This is a genomic window from Stenotrophomonas sp. PD6 (assembly GCF_049199305.1).
Classification (GTDB): Bacteria; Pseudomonadota; Gammaproteobacteria; order Xanthomonadales; family Xanthomonadaceae; genus Stenotrophomonas.
In genome coordinates this window covers 22146-40248 of record NZ_JBLZQD010000009.1, presented here as the reverse complement: position 1 = coordinate 40248, position 18103 = coordinate 22146, and the positions used below count along the sequence as shown (strand labels likewise).

The following is an 18103-nucleotide window of genomic DNA, read 5'->3' as shown; positions in this document are numbered from 1 at the left end:
CATGGCCCGTACGCCAAAGACCTCCCCCAAGGCAGCCAACACCGTTCGCGTTGACCGCAAGCAGGGTTCCAACACTGCACTCAGCAGTGCCAGCATTGCTGCCGACCTGGCCGCGTTCCGCAAAAGCGGCGGCAAGATCGAAGTTCTGGGCAACACCCTGGCGCTGAAAAGGGCCGGCTGACGCCGCAGCCGTCCGCACCGGCCCCAGGCCGGTGCGGGGGCCGCACTCAGCGGCCGTCGAGCGTGACCCGCACGTTGCCCGAATGGGCGTTGATCGAAATATCGCCGTCGCCTCCGCCCAGCCGCGTATCCAGGCTGCGGCCCGGACCGTAGCGCGGCCGCTCCACCTGGCCCGCATCCGACTGGATGTCGCCACTGAAGGTCTTCACCGCCAGCTGCGCCGACACCTTGGCCGGCAGCTTCAGCGCGATGGAACCACTCACCGTCTGCAGCGTCACCTTGCCGCCCGGCGCCAGTCCCGTCGCGCCCACCGTCAGGCTGCCTGACACCGCTTCGGCGGCAAGCCGCTGCACCTGCGCGGCATCCAGGCGGATGCTGCCCGAGACGGTCTCGGCCGCCACTTCACCGGCAATGCCCCCACCCGCCTGGATGGAACCACTGACCGCGCGCAGCGCCATGCGCTGGGTATTCACCTGCGAACGGATGCTGCCGCTGACGGTGGTCAGCGCGGTCTCGGCACTGCGGCCGGCCGCGGCGATATCACCACTGACCGCATTGGCCTGCAGCCGACGCAGTTCGACATCGGCCACGTCGATGTCGGCGCTGACCGTACCCAGCTGCACCTCCACCGAGCGCGGCACCCGCAGTTCCAGCGTGGCACCGCCGTTGTTGCCGTTGCGCGGATAGATCACTTCCCAGCGGACCCGGTTGGTGCTTTTGTCCTGCTGCAGGCGGAGGCCGTCGGCCATGCTGCCGCTCAACGCCACTTCATTGCGGTCCCAGCCGCGCACGCTGACCTTGCCGGCGATGTTGCTGATCTCAACCCGCCCGCCTGCCGCCAGCGGATGGCGCTCGTCGACGCGGGTGGCCGCCTGCGCCGCCAGCGGCAGCAGCAGGCCCAGGGCAACGATCAGACGCAATGGGGTATGCATGGGACTCTCCTTCAGGATGGCAGGCCAGCGGCAATCACTGCCTGCTGGGTAAGTTCAAGGCGCAGCGCGTAGGTGCGCTGCAGTTGGTTGAGCAGGTAGCGCGAGCGCGGGTTCTCGGCGATCGCGGCACGGATGTGGGTGGCGCTCGAATCGAGTTCGTGCAGCGCCGGTTGCCAGTCGGAACCGATCTGCGCCGGCGGCAGCGTGGCCATCGCCTGCTGGTACTCGGCGGCGATGGCGTCGGCCTGCCGCTGCAGCGGCGACGGACGCGGCGTGGGCGGCGTCGGGGTGGGCACCACCATCAGCACGGCCAGTGCGGCGGCCAGGCCAAGACCTATGCGCAGGGGCCAACGCCGCGCTCGCCGGGTAGGCAGCACCGTCGGTTGCCCGGTGTGCCGGGCGGGCAGCTGCGCGGCAATCTGCTGCCAGGCGTGCGCCGGCGGCACCCGTTCGCTGGGCAATGCGCGCAGGCGCGCCTGCAGGTCGGCGTCGATATCGTGATCGTGATCGTGGGTGGTCATGCGGGTTCTCCCAGACGCGCACGCAGCAGGCCGCGCGCGCGATGCAACTGTGCCTTGGAACTGCCGACAGCCATCTGCAGCTGCTCGGCGATTTCATGATGTTTCCAGCCTTCGATGTCATGCAGCACCAGCACGGCGCGCGCACGCGGCGGCAGGGTTTCCAGCGCCCGTTCCAGGTCCAGCGTGGTGCCGGCGCAGCGGTCCACCGACGGCACGGCGGCGAGCAGCTCCCAGCCATCGTCACCCGCCTCGCTGGCCTCGCGGGTCGCGCTGCCGCGTAGTTCCATCAAGGCTGCATTGACGCCCAGCCGGTGCAGCCAGGTGCCCAGGCTGCTGTCGAAGCGGAACCCCGGCAGCGCGCGCCAGGCCTGCAGGAAGGTTTCCTGCAGCGCGTCTTCGGCACGTGCGGCGTGGCCGCCACAGAGCCGCCACAGCACCGCATACACACGTGGCGAATGCCGCCGGTAGATGCGTTCATATGCACCGGTGTCGCCGGCCACCGCGGCCCGGACCAGGCTGGGGTCGTCGGCGTGGTCGGCGTGGTCGGCGTCGGTGGCGGCGCGGGTGGCGGGCATGGTCGTGTCGAGCATATCCCTTGGATGCAGCCGGGGGCCCAAAAGGTTTAAAGCGATTGACACGTTATCGGTATAAACCTTTTCGGCAGTGGCGGCATCCAACCCTGTGTCCCCCGCACGGCGCCGCCCCAGGAGTTCCCATGTCGCCCAGTTGTCTTGCGCTGCTGCTCTCGCTGGCCAGCGCCTGCACCGTGCCGTGGAGCCCGGTGACGCTGCGGGTATCGCTGCCACCGCGGCCGGACCTGTGCATGCAGTACCAGCAGCACGCGCCGATGTGCGTTTCACAGCTGATGGCCGCGCTCGAACAGCCCCACGGCCTGCCCTGACCCAGCGCGCTAAAATGCGGTTCCCCCGGCACTACCGCTGCAAGGAACCACGCCACGCATGAAAGACCACCTGCCCGTCTGGACCCACGAGTGGCTGCAGTACGGGGCCCCGGCCCTGAAGATTCTGATCACGCTGCTGGTAGCGTGGCTGGTGCGCCTGGTCGCGCGCCGGCTGCTGCGCCGGGTCGGCGAGCACTACACGCTGCCGCCGGAAATGGTGATGGGCGCGCGCCGCGTGTTCACCTTCGTGGTCTATTTCACCGTGCTGCTGGTGGTGCTGCAGATCATCGGCGTGCAGGCCAGCGTGCTGTGGACCGCGTTCACCGGTTTCGCCGCCGTGGGTGCGGTGGCGTTCTTCGCCGCGTGGAGCGTGCTGTCCAACATCTTCTGCACGCTGCTGATCTTCACCACGCGACCGTTCCGCCTGCACGATTACATCGAGATCCTGGAGAACGGCGAGAAGCCTGGGTTGAAGGGGCGCGTCATCGACGTCAACCTGATCTACACCACCCTGCAGGAGAACGGCGGCGGCCACGAAGGCACCGTGCTGCAGATTCCGAACAACATGTTCTTCCAGCGCACGGTGCGCCGCTGGCGCGATCCGTCGCAGGCACCGGGCGGGATCCAGGGTGACGGTTGATCCGGCGTACCGACCAACGGTGGGTACCTACCGCAAGGACAGTCAGCGAAGCTGACTGTCCTTGCTGCCCCTCCGGTTGATCGTACCGGCATCCTGTTGCGCGGCGTCTTCGGCTTCCTGGCAGCGCACGCACAGGCGCACGCCGGGCACGGCACGGCGGCGCGCCTCGGGTATCGGCGCCTCGCATTCCTCGCAATGGGTCAGCCCCGGGCCCTGGCGCAGCTGCGCGCGCGCACGCTGGATGGCCTCGTCGACGGTTGCGTCGATCTGGTCCTGGACGGCGCCGTCGCCTGCCCACCCTGTCGCCATGCCGTGTCTCCCATGCCGTTGCCGGACAACCAGCATAGAACCGTCCGGTCGGCCCCGGTTTACGGTCGGCTGAACACCCGGGCCATGGGCTGAACCCTTCAGCCCGGGATCACCAGATCAGGTCGTCGGGAACCTGGAACTGGGCGTAGTAGGCATCGTCGTCCGGGTTGCCGGTACTGGGCTCGATGGCAGGCGCGCGATCCTTGCCGTTGTCGAGCACGATCGCGGCAGCATCCCGCTCGCGGATCTTCTCGGCGGCCGGCCGGGGCACCAGCTCGAATGCCTCGCCCAGCCGCACAATGACCAGGCTGCCCACGGCCAGCTGACGGCGCAGGGCCTCGTTGACAAGCATCGTGCGGATCACGGTGCCGTCGTTGAAGCGGTACTCGCTTTCGCCTTCGCGCTTGATCCGGTTGCTTTCAATGATCTGGCGCACCTGCGCCTGCAGTTCCTGCAGGCGGTTCTTTTCCTTGCGTTCGGCTTCCAGCGCGCGGTCGCGCTCGGCCTTCTCCAGGCGCAGCCGCTCGGTCTCGCGCTGGCTGTCGGTGGGGGCGGCCGGGGCCTTGCCATGGCGGGCCTTCACCTGTTCACGCGCGGCCTGCGAGACCTGGGACTTCTTGACCAGCCCGGCCTTGAGCAGCTGTTCCTGCAGGGGATTTGCCTTCGCCATTGCCTTTGCATCTGTTGGTACGGGATTCCGGGGGCCATCATACTGCCCTCACCGCCGCTCCCCAACCGCCGCATGACCGCCCTGAAGTACCTCGCCGGCTACCCCGACGCCCTGCAGCAGCAGGTGCGCGAGCTGATCGCGGCCGACCGCCTGGGTCCGTGGCTGGAACGCCGCTATGCCGAGCTGCACACGGTGCGCAACGACCGCCAGTTGTACGACTACACCCAGGCGCTCAAGGAGCGCTACCTGCGCCAGTCGGTGCCCTTGTCAAAGGTGATCTACGACAGCCGCCTGCAGGTGCTCAAGCACGCGCTCGGCACGCATACCACGGTGTCGCGGGTGCAGGGCAGCCGGCTCAAGGCGAGCCGCGAGATCCGCATCGCCAGCGTATTCCGCGAGGCGCCCGCGCCGTTCCTGAAGATGATCGTGGTGCACGAACTGGCGCACCTGAAGGAGTCGGACCACAACAAGGCGTTTTACCAGCTGTGCACGCACATGGAAGCGGACTACCACCAGCTGGAATTCGACCTGCGCCTTTACCTGACCCACCTCGAACGGGCCAGCGGCTGACCCTCAGCCGATCCCGGCCCAGCGCAGCAGGGCGGCGGCCACCGCCCCCAGCACCACCACCAGCAGGAACGGCAGGCGCAGCAGCAGGGCCACGGCGGCCACCGCCAGCGCCCCCAGCCGCGCATCCAGCGCCACCGACGCGCCGGCCGCCACCGCATTCATGGCGGTCAGCGAGGCCAGCAGCCCGATCGTCAGCGTGCCGGCCACGCGGGTCATGCGCGGCGATTCCAGCCAGCGCGCCGGCACCAGCCAGCCGGCCAGCTTGATCGCATACGCCGCCGCGCAGCCCAGCAGCAACCATCCCCACAGGCTCATGTGCGCTCCTGCGTCGAACGCGGTTCCACATCCGGCTCCAGGCCTTCATCACGCGGTCCGGGCACGAAGGCGCCCCACAACGCGGCCACTGCCGCCGCCAACAGGATCGGCACGCCCGGCGGTACCCACGGCAGCGTCAGCACGGTGACCAGGGCCGCCACGATGGCGATGGCCACCGCGTCGCGCTGGCGCAGCCGCGGCCACAGCAGCGCCAGGAACGCCGCCACCGCAGCGCCATCCAACCCCCATTGGCGCGGGTCGCCCAGCGCATCGCCGGCCATCGCGCCCACGGCGGTGAACAGGTTCCAGAGCAGGAACACACCGATGCCGGCGGTCCAGAAGCCACGCCGCTGTTCCAGCGGCACGGTCTGGCTGGAGGCGGTGGCCGCCGACTCGTCGATGGTGATCTGGGCGCCCAGCGCGCGCCGCCAGCCACGCAAACCCAGCATGCGGTTCATCTGCATGCCGTACACCGCATTGCGCACGCCCAGCAGGGTGGCGGCGGTAAACGCGGCCGAACCGGCGCCGCCGCCGGCAATCACGCCGATGAACGCGAACTGCGAGCCACCGGTGAACATCAACAGGCTCAGCGCCTGTGCCTGCCACGGGCTCAACCCGGCCGCAACGGCAAGGGCACCGAAGGAAATGCCGTACAGGCCGGTGGCCACGGCGATGGAAAGGCCGACTTTCACGGCGGGGGAGGCATGCCAGTTCATGTTGTGATGATGCCAGTCCCGACCCGCCGCCGCAGCGACCCGGCGCGCAGTCCCGGCGCCGAGCCAGTACACTCCCCGCCCGCGTCCCGCTTTGTGCTGCCTGCCTCATGACTGATCCGATCCGACTCGACAAACGCCTGACCAGCCTGATCGGCTGCTCCCGGGGCGACGCACAGCGTTACATCGAAGGCGGCTGGGTCACCGTCAACGGCCAGGTCGTGGAACAGCCGCAGACGATGGTCACCGACGAGGTGATTCTGCTGCGCGACAACGCCGAGGCGACCCGCGCCGAAACGGTAAGCATGCTGCTGCACAAGCCGGCCGGCATGCGCGCCGACGAACTGAGCGCGCTGGTCACGCCGGACAGCCGCAGCGAACTGGACGCCACCGGCGTGGCACTGCTGCAGCGGCATTTCCATGCGTTGCAGCTGGTGATGCCGCTGGCCGACGAGGACAGCGGGCTGGTCGTGGTCAGCCAGGACGGCCGCGTGGTGTCGCACCTGAAGGATCGCGGCGCCACCCTGGAGCAGGAATACCTGGTGGAGGTCAGCGGCGAACTGGTGCCCTACGGCATGAAGCGGCTCGCCCACGGCCTGAGCTTCCGCAACTGGCCGTTGCCGCCGTGCAAGGTGAGCTGGCAGAACGAGACGCGCCTGCGTTTCGCGATCAAGCCGGTGGCCCCCGGCCAGCTGCGCGACATGTGCCGCCAGGTCGGCCTGGAGGTGGTCAGCGTCCGCCGCCTGCGCATCGGCCGGGTGGCGATGGGCAAGCTGGCACCGGGCCAGTGGCGTTACCTGGCGCCGGACGAGCGTTTCTGATTCCCGCGCGGTCCCGGCACTCGCCGTGCGCACGCGGGCCGCTTAGGATCGGGGCATGACCGACAAGAAGCCGTTGTGGCGCCGATGCCTGCGCGGACTGTGCGTGGTGCTGGCGCTGCTGATCCTGCTCGTGCTCAGCGGCCTGCTGCTGGGCGACCACCTCACGCCCAAGGCGATGGGGCCGAACAGCCGCGTACTGCCGCTGCAGCCGGCGCAGAGCGTGATCGACCGCGAACTGGTGCGGCTGCAGGCCGAGCATCCGGACCAGTCCGGAGTGGCGTTCCTGTCCGAGGGGCTGGATGCCTACGCCGCCCGCGCGGTGATCACCCGCCACGCGGCGCGCAGCCTGGACCTGCAGTACTACATCTGGAAAGACGACCTGATCGGCCACCTGATGGCGCAGGAACTGTACCAGGCGGCCGAACGCGGCGTGCGGGTGCGCCTGCTGCTGGATGACATGAACGCGCAGGACAAGGACGCGTTGATGATGGCGCTCGATGAGCATCCCAATATCGAGATCCGCCTGTACAACCCGTTCCGCAACCGCGACGGGCTGTGGCGGGTGGTGGAGATGGTGCAGCGGTTCTTCAGCGTCAACCACCGCATGCACAACAAGTCCTGGATCGCCGATGGTCGGGTCGCGATTGTCGGTGGGCGCAATATCGGCGAGGAGTACTTCAGCGCGCGCAGCGATGTGAACTTCCGCGACCTGGACCTGATCGTGGCCGGCAAGGCGGTAGCGCAGGCCAACACGATCTTCGACGAATACTGGAACAGCGAGGCTGCGGTGCCGGTCGGCGCCCTCGCCTTCCACACGCCTGCGCAGCTGCGGCTGTTGATGCTGGAATCGGCGCACGAGGCCAAGCTGGCCGCGGCCCAGCCCTATCTGCAGCGGGTGGAGCGTTCGGCGTCGGCACGCTCGTTCTATCGCAATGCCGTCGATCTGCACTGGTCGCCCGGGGTGGAGATCGTGTCCGACCCGGCGATGAAGCACCGCCGCGACGACAAGGCCAACTGGCTGGTCACGCGACTGGTGCGCGAGCTGGAGGAGACCCAGCACAAGGCGTTGCTGATCTCGCCCTACTTCGTGCCCGGCGAAGAAGGCACGCGCGGAATGGGCGCGATGGTGAAGCGCGGCGCGTACGTCGGCGTGGTGACCAATTCGCTGGCGGCCAACGACGTGGCGGCGGTGCACAGCGGCTACATGCGTTACCGCGCCCCGCTGCTGCGCGATGGCGTGCACCTGTACGAGCTGCGGTCGCGCCGGCATGAAGGCGGCGGCAGTGGCGGCCTGTTCGGCAGCAGCGGCGCGAGCCTGCATACCAAGGCGTTCATGATCGACGACCAGCGCGGCTTCGTGGGCTCGTTCAACCTGGACCCGCGCTCGGCGTACCTCAACACCGAGATGGGCGTGCTGTTCGATGATCGCGAGCTCGCCGCCCAGCTGCGTGGGGAATACCTGCGCCTGGCCGATCCGAAGCAGAGCTACTGGCTGACGCTGGACCCGGACAACGAGGTCCGTTGGCTGGACCGTGCCGAACAGCCGCCGCAATTGCTGGATCGCGAACCGGACACCTCGCTCTGGCAGCGCGCGAGCGCGCGTGCAATCAGCTGGTTGCCCTTGGAATCGCAGCTCTAGAGCAGCCACCCATGGGGTGGCTCTACGGATATCGGCCGTAAGCCACCGGCGCGGTCGTCCTGCGCACGTAACAACTCGTAGAGCCACCCCATGGGTGGCTACCGCGCGCAGCGCGGCACAAGCATCCGAAGCCAACGTTCGTGACACCGGACACCAACCCACCGACGATTAGCACCCACCGAAGCCACCCATCAGACGTCCAGAACCCTCCAGAATCACCCCTCCACCATCTCCTCCGCGTCCAGCGTCTCCACCGACCGCCCATGCAACCGGCGCCAGATCCACTGCAGCGCATGCACCGGCGTGCCCTGGCACTGCTCCAGCAGCGCCAGCGCCTGGGCTTGGCTGATGCGTCCGTGCCGGCACAGCAGGCTGGCCGAGGCCGCCGCGCGGGCAAACCGCAGGCTGGCCGCCAGGCCGCCACCGGAGGCCTCGGCATCGCGCGAGAGGGCCTCATGCACCGACGGCGGCAGCTCCCACGCAGCCGCGATCCGGCTGGCAACCGGCAGCGTCCAGGCATCCAGCAGCTGGCTGGCCACCGCCTGCGAGGGCGTCGCGGCCTGGTCGTGCGCCGCGTCCAGCAGGTGGCGCATCACCAGCGCCGCTCCCAGGCCCTGGGTCAGCCCCATCCATTGCGCCGCGAAGGCGTCCTCGTGGGTGACCATGCGGGCGTGGTCGGCTGCCGCGCGCGAGGCCAGCAGGGCGTGCTCCCAGATCACCGTGCCGAACTGCGGGAACGCCTCGCAATGCAGCTGCATCACCGGCTGCACCAGCACCGCGCTGATGATCTGGCGGATTCCCTCGGTGCCGACCAGGGTCACCGCCCGCTGCAGGCTGTCCACCGGCTTGGCCTGCAGGCGGTAGATCGGGCTGTTGGCGATGCGCAGCAGATTGCCGGTCAGCACCGCGTCCTGGCCGATGATGGCGGCCATGCTGCGGGCAGACGCGTCGCTGTCATTCACGGTCTGGATCAGCTGCGGCAACAGCTGCGGGCGTCGCGGCAGGTGCCGGGCCGACCAGTCCCGTGCCTCCAGCGCGGCGGCCACCGCCGCTTCCAGCGGCTCGTCCCGGGACAGCACTGCAGGGCAGGCGCCGCCGCTGCGCGGTACCAGCGCCAGCGCGTGAAAGCCGGCCAGCAGGATCTGGCCGGCGTCGCCGTCGGGCACCGCCGGCATCGCCATCGCCGGCGCCTGGCGCTCACCAGACCTTGTCGCCGCGCGTTCCCGCGTTGGCGCCCCCGCCCGTCGGCCTTGCAGCCACCAGGCCACCAGGGCGGCCACCACCAGGCCCACGGCCCCCACCAGGACAGCCACCATCAGGTCGCGCCCTTGCTGGCGCCGCACCGCATCCGCATTGTCGCCCCTGCACCCACGTGATCCATCCTGGCCATACCGGTACCGCGCACCGTTGCCACGGCATCGGCCCGGTTCGGCGCAACTTTAGCCGCGCCCCCTCGCAGGGGTATGTGACGGCCGCGGCGTGCTGACAACGCCGTCCGGCGGAATGCACTAGAATGGCGCCGCGCGACCCGTCCCTCCGATCAGACGACGTCGCTTTTTTTGTTTTACACCCCTCTTTTTGCTGGTACGTTCGCCGGCGTTGGCCACCGTTCGCACCTTCGGAGTCACCATGTTATTTGAAACCCTCGAATCTACCGGTCACGAACAAGTGGTGTTCTGCCACAGCCGCGACGCCGGCTTGAGGGCGATCATCGCCATCCACAACACCACCCTGGGCCCGGCCCTGGGTGGCGTGCGCATGCGCCCCTACGCCAGCACCGACGACGCGCTGGCCGACGCACTGCGACTGAGCCGCACCATGACCTACAAGAACGCCCTGGCGGGTCTGAACGTGGGCGGCGGCAAGGCGGTGATCATCGGCGACCCCCGCAAGGACAAGACCGAGGTGCTGTTCCGCGCCTTTGGCCGCTATGTGGATTCACTGGGCGGGCGCTACATCACCGCCGAGGACGTGGGCACCGACGTCAACGACATGGAAAACATCTACCTGGAAAGCGAGTACGTGACCGGCGTGCACCAGGTCCACGGCGGCTCGGGTGACCCGGCGCCGTTCACCGCCTACGGCGCGCTGCAGGCGCTGATGGCCGCGCTGCAGCACAAGCTGGGCCACGAGGAAGTGGGCAAGACCAGCATCGCCGTGCAGGGGCTGGGCCATATCGGCATGGAACTGGTGAAGCTGCTGCGCGACCGCGGCGCCAAGCTGTTCGTGACCGACCTGGACAGCACGCTGGTTGACCGCGCGGTCACCGAATACGGCGCCGAGGCGGTCAAGCCGGACGATATCTACGACGTGAATGCCGACGTGTTCGCGCCGTGCGCGCTCGAGGGCGCGATCAACCCGCAGACCCTGCCGCGCCTGAAGTGCAAGATCGTCTGCGGCACCGCCAACAACCAGCTGTCCAGCCTGGAAGTTGGCGACGAGCTGCATGCGCGCGGCATCCTGTATGCGCCCGACTACGCGGTCAACGCCGGCGGCGTGATGAATGTGTCGCTGGAGATCGACGGCTACAACCGCGAACGCGCCATGCGCCTGATCCGCAGCATTTACCACAACCTGGGCCGCATCTTCGCGCTGTCGCAGCAGGAAGGCATTGCGCCGCAGCGCGCGGCCGACCAGATCGCCGAAACGCGCATCCAGTCCATCGGCAAGTTGAAGATGCCGCTGGGCCGCGCACGGCCGCGACTGGGGACGCTGCGCGGCGGCTGATCCGCCGCAGCCGCAGAAACGAAGAAGGGCGCGATCCGATCGCGCCCTTCTTCGTTTCTGCGGCTGCCAAGGCCGCCGTGATGCGATCAGAACGCCGCTGCGTAACGCAAGGCGAGCTGGCTCAGATCGCCGCGCGGACCGAAGCGCTGGTCGTAGCCGAACGACAGCTGCGCGTTGCGGGTCAGCCACGTCTGCAGCGAAACACCGAACAGGCCGCCGGAACGCGTCGGCTGCAGCCCGGCAACCGGCGCCCACGCATCCACGCCAACGAAGCTGGCATCGAAGGCGAGGCCATCGCTGGACAACATCTGCTGCCATTCGGCATAGCCACGCAGCGACCAGCCACGCAGGCGGGTTTCCGCACGCAGGCCGGCGAGCGCCTGGCTGCGGCTCGACGACCGGCGGTCGGCCCGCAGACCGAAGCCGAACCCGCCGTTCTCGGTGAAGCTGTCGCTGTCCAGCCGCGCGTAGTCGGCGCCGAGGTAAGGCGTCAACGATGCCGCAGCGCCGCCGAAGCGATAACCGGACTCGACACTCGCGGTACTGAAGGTGCCGCCGTAACGGGCATTCACCCCGTACTGGCCCGGGCCCAGCAGCAACTGCCGATCGATCTCCCGCGTGAACTGCCCCGCGCCGACCTGGCCGAGCGCGTACGCGGCCCCGCTGTTCCAGCCGGCATACAACTGGGCCTGCGACTGACGGTCGCGACCGCTGTCGCCCGCCCATTCGCGGCTGCTGTTGCTGCGGGTTTCACCGAAGGCAAAGCCCATCACGCCGTTGCCGCCCAGCGCCATGTCCTGGCCCATCATCCAGCCCTGGGTCTGGAAGCCACTGCCGGCGAAACTGCCCTGCCGGGCCTCACCCAGCGCGCCGTACCACGCACCGCGCAGGCGCGGCGCGGCCGACACCGCATCGAAGCGCGCCGACAGCGCGCGGCGATTCATGTCCAGGTTGTCGAATGTCATGCTGGTGGCCAGGCTGTGCGCCTTGCCCGAGAGGCTTTCCAGCGTCTGGTTCAGACTTTCGTTCGTCGTGCCGCGCTGGATGTCCCCTGCGGCCGTCACCAGACGGGTATCAAGCACAACGTCGCGGGATGCGGTCATGGGCTGGAGCTGGGCATCCAGGACCTGGAACGCGGTCTCCAGGCGCACGGCGGACGCCATCGCCGTCGGCGTGCCCGATACCCGCGCCGCAGCCGTGGTCACCGATGTCGGCTCCACGTCCAGATAGACACGATTGGGATCGTAGTGCAGCGTTGCCTGCAAAAGCGGCAGCGTTCCAGAGTTGAAACCCCAGCTGGCAAACGTACCGTTGACACCGCCGTCGGCCACCAGCACTTCGTGCACGCGCCGCGGGACGTAACCTTCGGCCAGACCGTAGACGAAAAGTCGCCCGTCCAGCGCGGCAGTGCCCTTGATGCGGAGCGGGTCCGTGCCAAGCAACATCCAGAATTCACCCGCGGCGCTCTGGCTGAAGTTGGCGTTGAGCGTGGTGTTGGCGAAATCGCGATTGAAGAAGATGCCGTTGTTCTGCAGATTTCCGTTGAACTGGGTTGCGATCTGGAAGTTCTTGTTGGAGTTGATCTGCATCACGCCGTTGTTGGTGATGGTGCCATTGGTGACCACATCCCACGCGTACAGATAGGAACCGGGATCCACCACAACGTTGGACTGATAAAGGCCATTGATTGAAACGGTAGCGCCGCCGGTTATCTGAAGGCGGCCCGCGTTGCGGTTCTGCCCCGACAGCGACATGACGGGATCATCGACGCCGTCGACGACATTGCCACCGCCGTCAACCACCACGCCACCCGCTCCGGAAAGCCCTCCCCACCACACCGTGGGCGACGTACCGAGCTGCACCCGGAAGTCCCCCCAATCCAGCCGGCCCGGACCGCGCAACGCGCGGCCCACGTTCAACAGGCCATGACCAAACACGGGGTCGTTGCCGGGCGCGCCCAGGTCGGTCGCGGTGCCGAGCAGCACCTGGCGAACCTGGTCATTGCTCATGTAAGGGAATTTCTCCCACACCAGCGCGGCTGCGCCGGAAACCAGCGGTGCCGCGTACGACGTGCCGGCGCCCCACAGGTAACTGGGGGTGCCACCCTTGCTTTGCGGGTCGACGAACACCGCCTCACCCGGAGCCGCCAGGCAGTAAGCGGCCGCAACACCGCAGGCATTGGCATACGCGGCCAGGGTGTCGGGCTTGGTCGAGTTCACGGCGGTGACCGCCAACCAACCACGCTCCAGGTCGGCCGCCGGACGTGTGTTGGCGGGACCGGGCTGGCTTGGCAGCGCCGCCATGTCGGACGGATTTGCCTTGCTCTCGTTGCCGGTCGCGAATACCACCAGGCCGTTGTGGGTGATGATGAAGGGGCGGTACTCGGCGGCGATGGGCGCCGTGGCGGCGGCATTGGTCCAGTACAGCCCCCCCCATGAGTTGTTCATGATCTTCACACCATCGGTGATCAGATTTTGATGGATTGCCGCCAACCCCAGCGCCCCGTTCACTTCGTTGCCATCACCGGAGCCGTCGTCAGCCGGTGCCTTGTCCGCAATGATGCGTGCGGAGACGATCTCGGCATCCGGCGCGACGCCACCCGGCCAGCTGCCGAATGCCCGCCCGGCGGCCAGCGACGCCACCGTGGTGCCATGGCCTACCACGTCGTCCACGTTGAGGTTGTTGGTGCTGGGATCCACGTAGCTGCGGCTGCTCACAACCCGGCCGGTCAGTGTCGGGTGGGCGCGGTTGACGCCGGAATCCACCACACCGATGCGAATGCCCTTGCCGGTAACGCTTCGACCGTCGTTGCCATTGATGATCGTCAGATGGGCATCGATGGCCGGCTGGGCGGGGCTCACCGGCGGGGTCACCGGCGGGGTCACGGGCGGATTCACCGGCGGGGTCACCGGTGTGACGGGGGGCGGATCCACGCGCACGTTGCCACCGCTACCGCCCCCACCCCCACACGCGCTCAACGCCACGGCCAGTGCACCGGCCAACACGTTCCTGCTGAACTCAACCTGCTTCATCCCTGCTCCCCAACGTAAATGAAATCACGCGCGGCATCCTGCCCGTCCGGCGGACACCGGTGGTAAACGTCGACCCTCTATACTGGGCCACCCCACGCAGTCTGCCGGGAAACCGCGTTGCAATCCATTGCACCGGTTCCCATTTCGTAAATCGCTCACGCAACAACGAGATTGCCATGTCCAACATTGTCATTGCCGCCGCCAAGCGCACCGCCATCGGATCCTTCCTCGGCCAGTTCAACGGCGTGCCCACGCCCACCCTGGGCGCCGCGGCGATCACCGCCGCGCTGGAGCAGTCCGGCGTGCCGGCGGCCGACGTTTCCGAGGTGATCATGGGCTGCGTGCTGCCGGCCAACCTGGGCCAGGCCCCGGCCCGCCAGGCCGCCGTCGCTGCGGGAATTCCGTATTCGACCGGTGCCACCACGCTGAACAAGGTGTGCGGCTCGGGCATGAAGGCGATCATGCTGGGCCACGACCTGATCAAGGCCGGCTCGGCCCGCATCGTGGTGGCCGGGGGCATGGAGTCGATGTCCAACGCGCCGCACATGCTGCCCAATTCGCGCACCGGCAACCGCTTCGGCAACTTCCAGGCGGTGGACCACATGGCCCACGACGGCCTGGTCAACGCCTACGACGGCAAGGCCATGGGTGAATTCGCCGAATGCGCGGTGGACAAGTACCAGGTCAGCCGCGAGGAGCAGGATGCGTTCGCGATCGAATCGGTGCGCCGTGCGCAGGCCGCACAGGCCGCCGGCGCCTTCGACGACGAAATCGTCGCGGTGAAGGTCGCCGGTCGCAAGGGCGAGGTGGAATACAACCAGGACGAACAGCCCGGCCGTTCGGACATCGCCAAGATCCCGACCCTGCGCCCGGCGTTCAAGAAGGACGGCACGGTCACCGCGGCCAGCTCGTCGAGCATCTCCGACGGCGCTGCCGCCGTGGTGCTGCTGGCGGAAGAAGACGCCGCCGCCCGTGGCCTGCAGCCGCTGGCGCGGATCGTGGCCCATGCCACCCATTCGCAGGAACCGGAGTGGTTCACCACCGCGCCGATCGGCGCCATCGGCAAGCTGCTGGAGAAGACTGGCTGGAGCCTGGACCAGGTAGACCTGTTTGAAATCAACGAGGCGTTCGCGGTGGTGGCCATGGCGCCGATCCGCGAACTGGGCATCCCGCATGACAAGGTGAACGTGAACGGCGGTGCCTGCGCACTGGGCCACCCGATCGGCGCCTCGGGCGCGCGTCTGGTGGTGACGTTGGTCAACGCCTTGCGCAAGCGTGATGCAAAGCGCGGAATTGCCACGCTCTGCATTGGCGGCGGTGAAGCGACGGCCATTGCCATCGAATTGATTTGATTGGATTTAACGCGCATTTCTCAAAACTGAATGCGCGATCGCTTGACAGCCAATCGTGGCTTGTCATCATGTTGCCGGGCGCGCAATAGCGCGTTGCCTAATCTAACGACGAGGATTCACACAAATGAGCATCAACAAGCTGCTGATCGCAATGGCCCTGGGCCTGGCTCTGACCGCCTGCTCGAAGCAGGAACAGGCTGCTGACGCCGCCGCTTCGGCCAACGAAGCTGCTGCCGACGCCCAGGTCGCTGCCGACCAGGCCGCTGCTGCTGGCGCCCAGACCGCCGACGCTGCCCAGGCTGCCGCCGACACCGCCACCACCGCTGCTGACGCTTCGGCTGACGCCGCTGCCCAGGCTGCTGGCGCTGCCACCGACGCTGCTGCCGGCGCTGCTGCCGACGCTGCCAAGGCCGGTGAAGCCACCGCCGAGCAGGCCAAGGACGCTGCTGAAGAAGCCAAGAAGTAATAACTTCTTTCTTCAAGCAAGTCTGAAGAAGCCGCTGGTTCGCCAGCGGCTTTTTCTTTGGGCGAACGCGTGGCGAGCGGGTACCTACCGTGCCTTCACGGATGGGTGAATAGGCTGTCGGTCCTATTCCCAACCTTGGACAGCGCCATGAAGATTCGTTCGATCACGCCCGTACTGATGGCCGCTTCGCTGCTGCTTGCGCTGGCCGCCTGCAAGGGTCCGGAAGCCGAGAAGGCGCGCGCCGATGCCGCGCAGGCCGCCGACAGCACCGGCGCGGCCGCCCGTGAGGCGGTCGACCAGGCGGCGGCATCCACCCGCAACGCCGCCGACGAGGCTGCTGCCGCGTCCGAGCGCGCAGCTGCCGACGTGCAGCCGGCGCTGGACCGGGCCGCGGATGCCAGCGCGGCTGCCGCAGCGGATGCGAAGGTTGCTGCGCGTGACGCGGCCGCCCATGCCAGCGACGCGACCGCCAATGCGGCAGAAAAGGTGGCCGACAAGGCCCGCGAAGTGGCCAATGATGCCAAGCAGAACGCCGACGCGGCCAAGCACTGACCCCACGCGGGGGCCGATCGGCGCCGCCGGTCGGCCCATGCGTAATAGCCGGTAGCGCCGGGCTCTGCCCGGCATTACGGCAAGGCGCGCGCCATGATGGCGTGGAAGTCGACGTCATCGGCCAACGAGCCGAATGCCGTGCCGTGTTCTCCGCCGAGGCGGGAAGCGACGAACGCGGTTGCCAGCGGGCTCTGTGCACGCAACAGGACCGAGGCCTGCAACAGCAACGCCAGTCGTTCGGTCACCCGCCGTGCCTGCGCCTCCGCAGGGGTGGCGGCCAACTGCTCGCGCAGTGCCTGCAAGGCGGCGTCGTAGCGGGCGTCCTGCCCCACCACCGTCCCCAGCTCCGCCTCCAGCACCGGCACGACCTGCGGCTCGCGTGACAGAGCGCGCAACACGTCCAGGCACTGGATGTTGCCGCTGCCTTCCCAGATCGAATTCAGCGGCGCCTGGCGGTACAGGCGCGGCAGCATGGATTCCTCGACATAGCCGGCACCGCCCAGGCACTCCTGTGCCTCATTGACGAACACCGCCGCGCGTTTGCACACCCAGTACTTGCCGACCGCCGTTGCAATGCGCGCGAAGGCGGCTTCCTGCGCATCGTGCGGCGCCTGGTCCACGGCACGGGCGACGCGCATGGCAAAGGCGGTCGCCGCCTCCGATTCGATCGCCAGGTCGGCCAGCACGTTGGCCATCAACGGGTGATCGCACAGGCGGCGGCCGAAACTGCTGCGGTGCCGGGTGTGGTGCAGGGCCTGCGCCAGCGCCATGCGCATTTCCGCCGCAGCGCCGAGCATGCAGTCCAGCCGCGTCAGCATGACCATGCCGATGATGGTCGCCACACCCCGTCCTTCGTCACCGACCCGGCGCGCCCAGGCGCCACACAGCTCGATCTCGCTGGAGGCATTGGACCAGTCGCCCAGCTTGTCCTTGAGCCGCATCAGCCGGAAGGCATTGCGGTTGCCGTCGGCCAGCCGCCGCGGCATCAGGAAACAGGTCAGCCCACCCGGCGCCTGCGCCAGCACGAGAAAGCCGTCGGACATCGGCGCGGAGAAGAACCACTTGTGCCCGACCAGCGCGTAGCTGCCGTCGGCGCGCTTCTCGGCGCGGGTGGCGTTGCTGCGCACGTCCGAACCGCCCTGCTTTTCGGTCATGCCCATGCCCAGGGTGATGCCGGCCTTGTCGGCGATCGGCACATCGCGTGGGTCGTAGATCGGCGCTGCCGCCTTGTCGGCCCACTCTGCCAGCGCGGGGTCCTGGCGCAGCACGGCCACCGCCGCATGGGTCATGGTCAACGGACAGCTGGTGCCGGCCTCGGCCTGATGATGCAGGAAACTCAGCGCCGCGCGCGCGACGTGTGCACCCGGGCGGCCATCGTGCCAGGACAGCCCGGCAACACCGTGACGCTTGGCCGCGTCCATGAGCTGGTGGTAAGCGGGGTGGAATTCGACGGTGTCGATGCGGTGCCCCTGCGCGTCGTGGGTACGCAGCCGGGGACGATCGCGGTTGGCGTCAAAGCCCAGCCGGTACAGCGTGTCGCCCGCGTTGCCGCCATAGGACTGCAGCAGGTCGACGAATGCCGCGCCGCCCTCGCGCTGCACGGCATCCGCCAGGGCCACGTCGTCGGCCCATAGATTGCGACCGCCGAACGGCGGCGGCTGGTTGGTGACTTCGTGGGTCTCGAACGCGGGCAATGCGGACGTCATGACGCGGGGCCTCCTGGCAGATGCCACGATTCTGCCGCATCCGCGCGCGGCTCGCCG

The 18103-nt window shown here is 68.2% G+C and carries 20 protein-coding genes; 10 read left to right on the top strand and 10 right to left on the bottom strand.

From position 1 onward, the window contains the following. The first annotated feature begins 1 nt into the window (after position 1). Positions 2-181, top strand: coding sequence for a hypothetical protein (locus ACOZHM_RS13445; protein ID WP_421569822.1), 180 nt, complete (start codon positions 2-4; stop codon positions 179-181). A gap of 46 nt (positions 182-227) precedes the next feature. Here ACOZHM_RS13445 and ACOZHM_RS13440 read toward each other — a convergent pair whose 3' ends face one another. Genes ACOZHM_RS13440 through ACOZHM_RS13430 form a run of 3 tightly spaced genes read right to left on the bottom strand, consistent with a single transcriptional unit; the run spans position 228 to position 2223 of the window. Next, positions 228-1112, bottom strand: coding sequence for a DUF4097 family beta strand repeat-containing protein (locus ACOZHM_RS13440; protein ID WP_421569821.1), 885 nt, complete (start codon positions 1110-1112; stop codon positions 228-230). Between the two features lie 11 nt (positions 1113-1123). After that, positions 1124-1633, bottom strand: a complete 510-nt coding sequence (locus tag ACOZHM_RS13435; protein WP_421569820.1) for a hypothetical protein — start codon at positions 1631-1633, stop codon at positions 1124-1126. Then, positions 1630-2223, bottom strand: coding sequence for an RNA polymerase sigma factor (locus ACOZHM_RS13430; protein ID WP_421569819.1), 594 nt, complete (start codon positions 2221-2223; stop codon positions 1630-1632). Before ACOZHM_RS13430 ends, ACOZHM_RS13435 begins: the two co-directional genes overlap by 4 nt. A 125-nt stretch (positions 2224-2348) precedes the next feature. Here ACOZHM_RS13430 and ACOZHM_RS13425 point away from each other — a divergent pair, with 125 nt between their 5' ends. Continuing rightward, positions 2349-2534: a hypothetical protein gene (locus tag ACOZHM_RS13425; protein ID WP_421569818.1), complete on the top strand. Its 186-nt coding sequence runs from the start codon at positions 2349-2351 to the stop codon at positions 2532-2534. A gap of 58 nt (positions 2535-2592) precedes the next feature. Beyond that, a complete protein-coding gene (locus ACOZHM_RS13420; protein ID WP_421569817.1) occupies positions 2593-3174 on the top strand; it encodes a mechanosensitive ion channel domain-containing protein in 582 nt (193 codons plus the stop codon). A gap of 42 nt (positions 3175-3216) precedes the next feature. Here ACOZHM_RS13420 and ACOZHM_RS13415 read toward each other — a convergent pair whose 3' ends face one another. Together ACOZHM_RS13415 and ACOZHM_RS13410 are read right to left on the bottom strand one after the other, a co-directional pair. Continuing rightward, positions 3217-3483, bottom strand: a complete 267-nt coding sequence (locus tag ACOZHM_RS13415) for a DksA/TraR family C4-type zinc finger protein (RefSeq protein ID WP_421569816.1) — start codon at positions 3481-3483, stop codon at positions 3217-3219. Positions 3484-3592: 109 nt separating this feature from the next. Beyond that, positions 3593-4153, bottom strand: a complete 561-nt coding sequence (locus ACOZHM_RS13410) for a DUF2058 domain-containing protein (RefSeq protein ID WP_421569815.1) — start codon at positions 4151-4153, stop codon at positions 3593-3595. A 72-nt stretch (positions 4154-4225) separates the two neighbouring features. Here ACOZHM_RS13410 and ACOZHM_RS13405 point away from each other — a divergent pair, with 72 nt between their 5' ends. Continuing rightward, complete coding sequence (locus ACOZHM_RS13405) at positions 4226-4723, top strand: M48 family metallopeptidase (RefSeq protein ID WP_093533469.1); 498 nt, start codon at positions 4226-4228, stop codon at positions 4721-4723. A gap of 3 nt (positions 4724-4726) precedes the next feature. On the opposite strand, the gene ACOZHM_RS13400 is transcribed toward ACOZHM_RS13405, so the two are convergent. Further along, entirely contained in the window at positions 4727-5038 is a 312-nt protein-coding gene (locus tag ACOZHM_RS13400; protein WP_421569814.1) for an AzlD domain-containing protein, read from the bottom strand. After that, positions 5035-5754 (bottom strand): AzlC family ABC transporter permease, encoded by a 720-nt coding sequence (locus ACOZHM_RS13395; RefSeq protein WP_421569813.1) that lies wholly within the window; start codon positions 5752-5754, stop codon positions 5035-5037. The genes ACOZHM_RS13400 and ACOZHM_RS13395 overlap by 4 nt, the downstream gene beginning before the upstream one ends. Before the next feature lie 107 nt (positions 5755-5861). Here ACOZHM_RS13395 and ACOZHM_RS13390 point away from each other — a divergent pair, with 107 nt between their 5' ends. Together ACOZHM_RS13390 and ACOZHM_RS13385 are read left to right on the top strand one after the other, a co-directional pair. Continuing rightward, complete coding sequence (locus tag ACOZHM_RS13390) at positions 5862-6572, top strand: rRNA pseudouridine synthase (RefSeq protein ID WP_421569812.1); 711 nt, start codon at positions 5862-5864, stop codon at positions 6570-6572. Between the two features lie 55 nt (positions 6573-6627). Then, the gene (locus ACOZHM_RS13385) at positions 6628-8211 is read left to right on the top strand and encodes a phospholipase D family protein (protein WP_421569811.1); all 1584 of its coding nucleotides are present in this window, start codon (positions 6628-6630) and stop codon (positions 8209-8211) included. 215 nt (positions 8212-8426) lie between these two features. Here ACOZHM_RS13385 and ACOZHM_RS13380 read toward each other — a convergent pair whose 3' ends face one another. After that, positions 8427-9527, bottom strand: coding sequence for an HDOD domain-containing protein (locus ACOZHM_RS13380; protein WP_421569810.1), 1101 nt, complete (start codon positions 9525-9527; stop codon positions 8427-8429). A gap of 313 nt (positions 9528-9840) precedes the next feature. Between ACOZHM_RS13380 and ACOZHM_RS13375 the strand changes: the two genes are divergently transcribed. Continuing rightward, entirely contained in the window at positions 9841-10938 is a 1098-nt protein-coding gene (locus ACOZHM_RS13375; RefSeq protein WP_421569809.1) for a Glu/Leu/Phe/Val dehydrogenase dimerization domain-containing protein, read from the top strand. An 86-nt stretch (positions 10939-11024) separates the two neighbouring features. Here ACOZHM_RS13375 and ACOZHM_RS13370 read toward each other — a convergent pair whose 3' ends face one another. Then, on the bottom strand, positions 11025-13970 hold the full coding sequence (locus tag ACOZHM_RS13370) for a S8 family peptidase (protein ID WP_421569808.1): 2946 nt from the start codon (positions 13968-13970) through the stop codon (positions 11025-11027). A 176-nt stretch (positions 13971-14146) separates the two neighbouring features. Between ACOZHM_RS13370 and ACOZHM_RS13365 the strand changes: the two genes are divergently transcribed. The 3 genes from ACOZHM_RS13365 to ACOZHM_RS13355 all read left to right on the top strand — a co-directional run bounded on the left by ACOZHM_RS13365 (position 14147) and on the right by ACOZHM_RS13355 (position 16340). Then, positions 14147-15322, top strand: a complete 1176-nt coding sequence (locus ACOZHM_RS13365; RefSeq protein ID WP_421569807.1) for a thiolase family protein — start codon at positions 14147-14149, stop codon at positions 15320-15322. A 124-nt stretch (positions 15323-15446) separates the two neighbouring features. Beyond that, on the top strand, positions 15447-15788 hold the full coding sequence (locus ACOZHM_RS13360; RefSeq protein ID WP_282246914.1) for a hypothetical protein: 342 nt from the start codon (positions 15447-15449) through the stop codon (positions 15786-15788). A 147-nt stretch (positions 15789-15935) separates the two neighbouring features. Next, on the top strand, positions 15936-16340 hold the full coding sequence (locus ACOZHM_RS13355) for a hypothetical protein (protein ID WP_421569806.1): 405 nt from the start codon (positions 15936-15938) through the stop codon (positions 16338-16340). A 74-nt stretch (positions 16341-16414) separates the two neighbouring features. Here ACOZHM_RS13355 and ACOZHM_RS13350 read toward each other — a convergent pair whose 3' ends face one another. Further along, the gene (locus ACOZHM_RS13350) at positions 16415-18046 is read right to left on the bottom strand and encodes an isovaleryl-CoA dehydrogenase (RefSeq protein ID WP_421569805.1); all 1632 of its coding nucleotides are present in this window, start codon (positions 18044-18046) and stop codon (positions 16415-16417) included. Between the last annotated feature and the right edge of the window lie 57 nt (positions 18047-18103).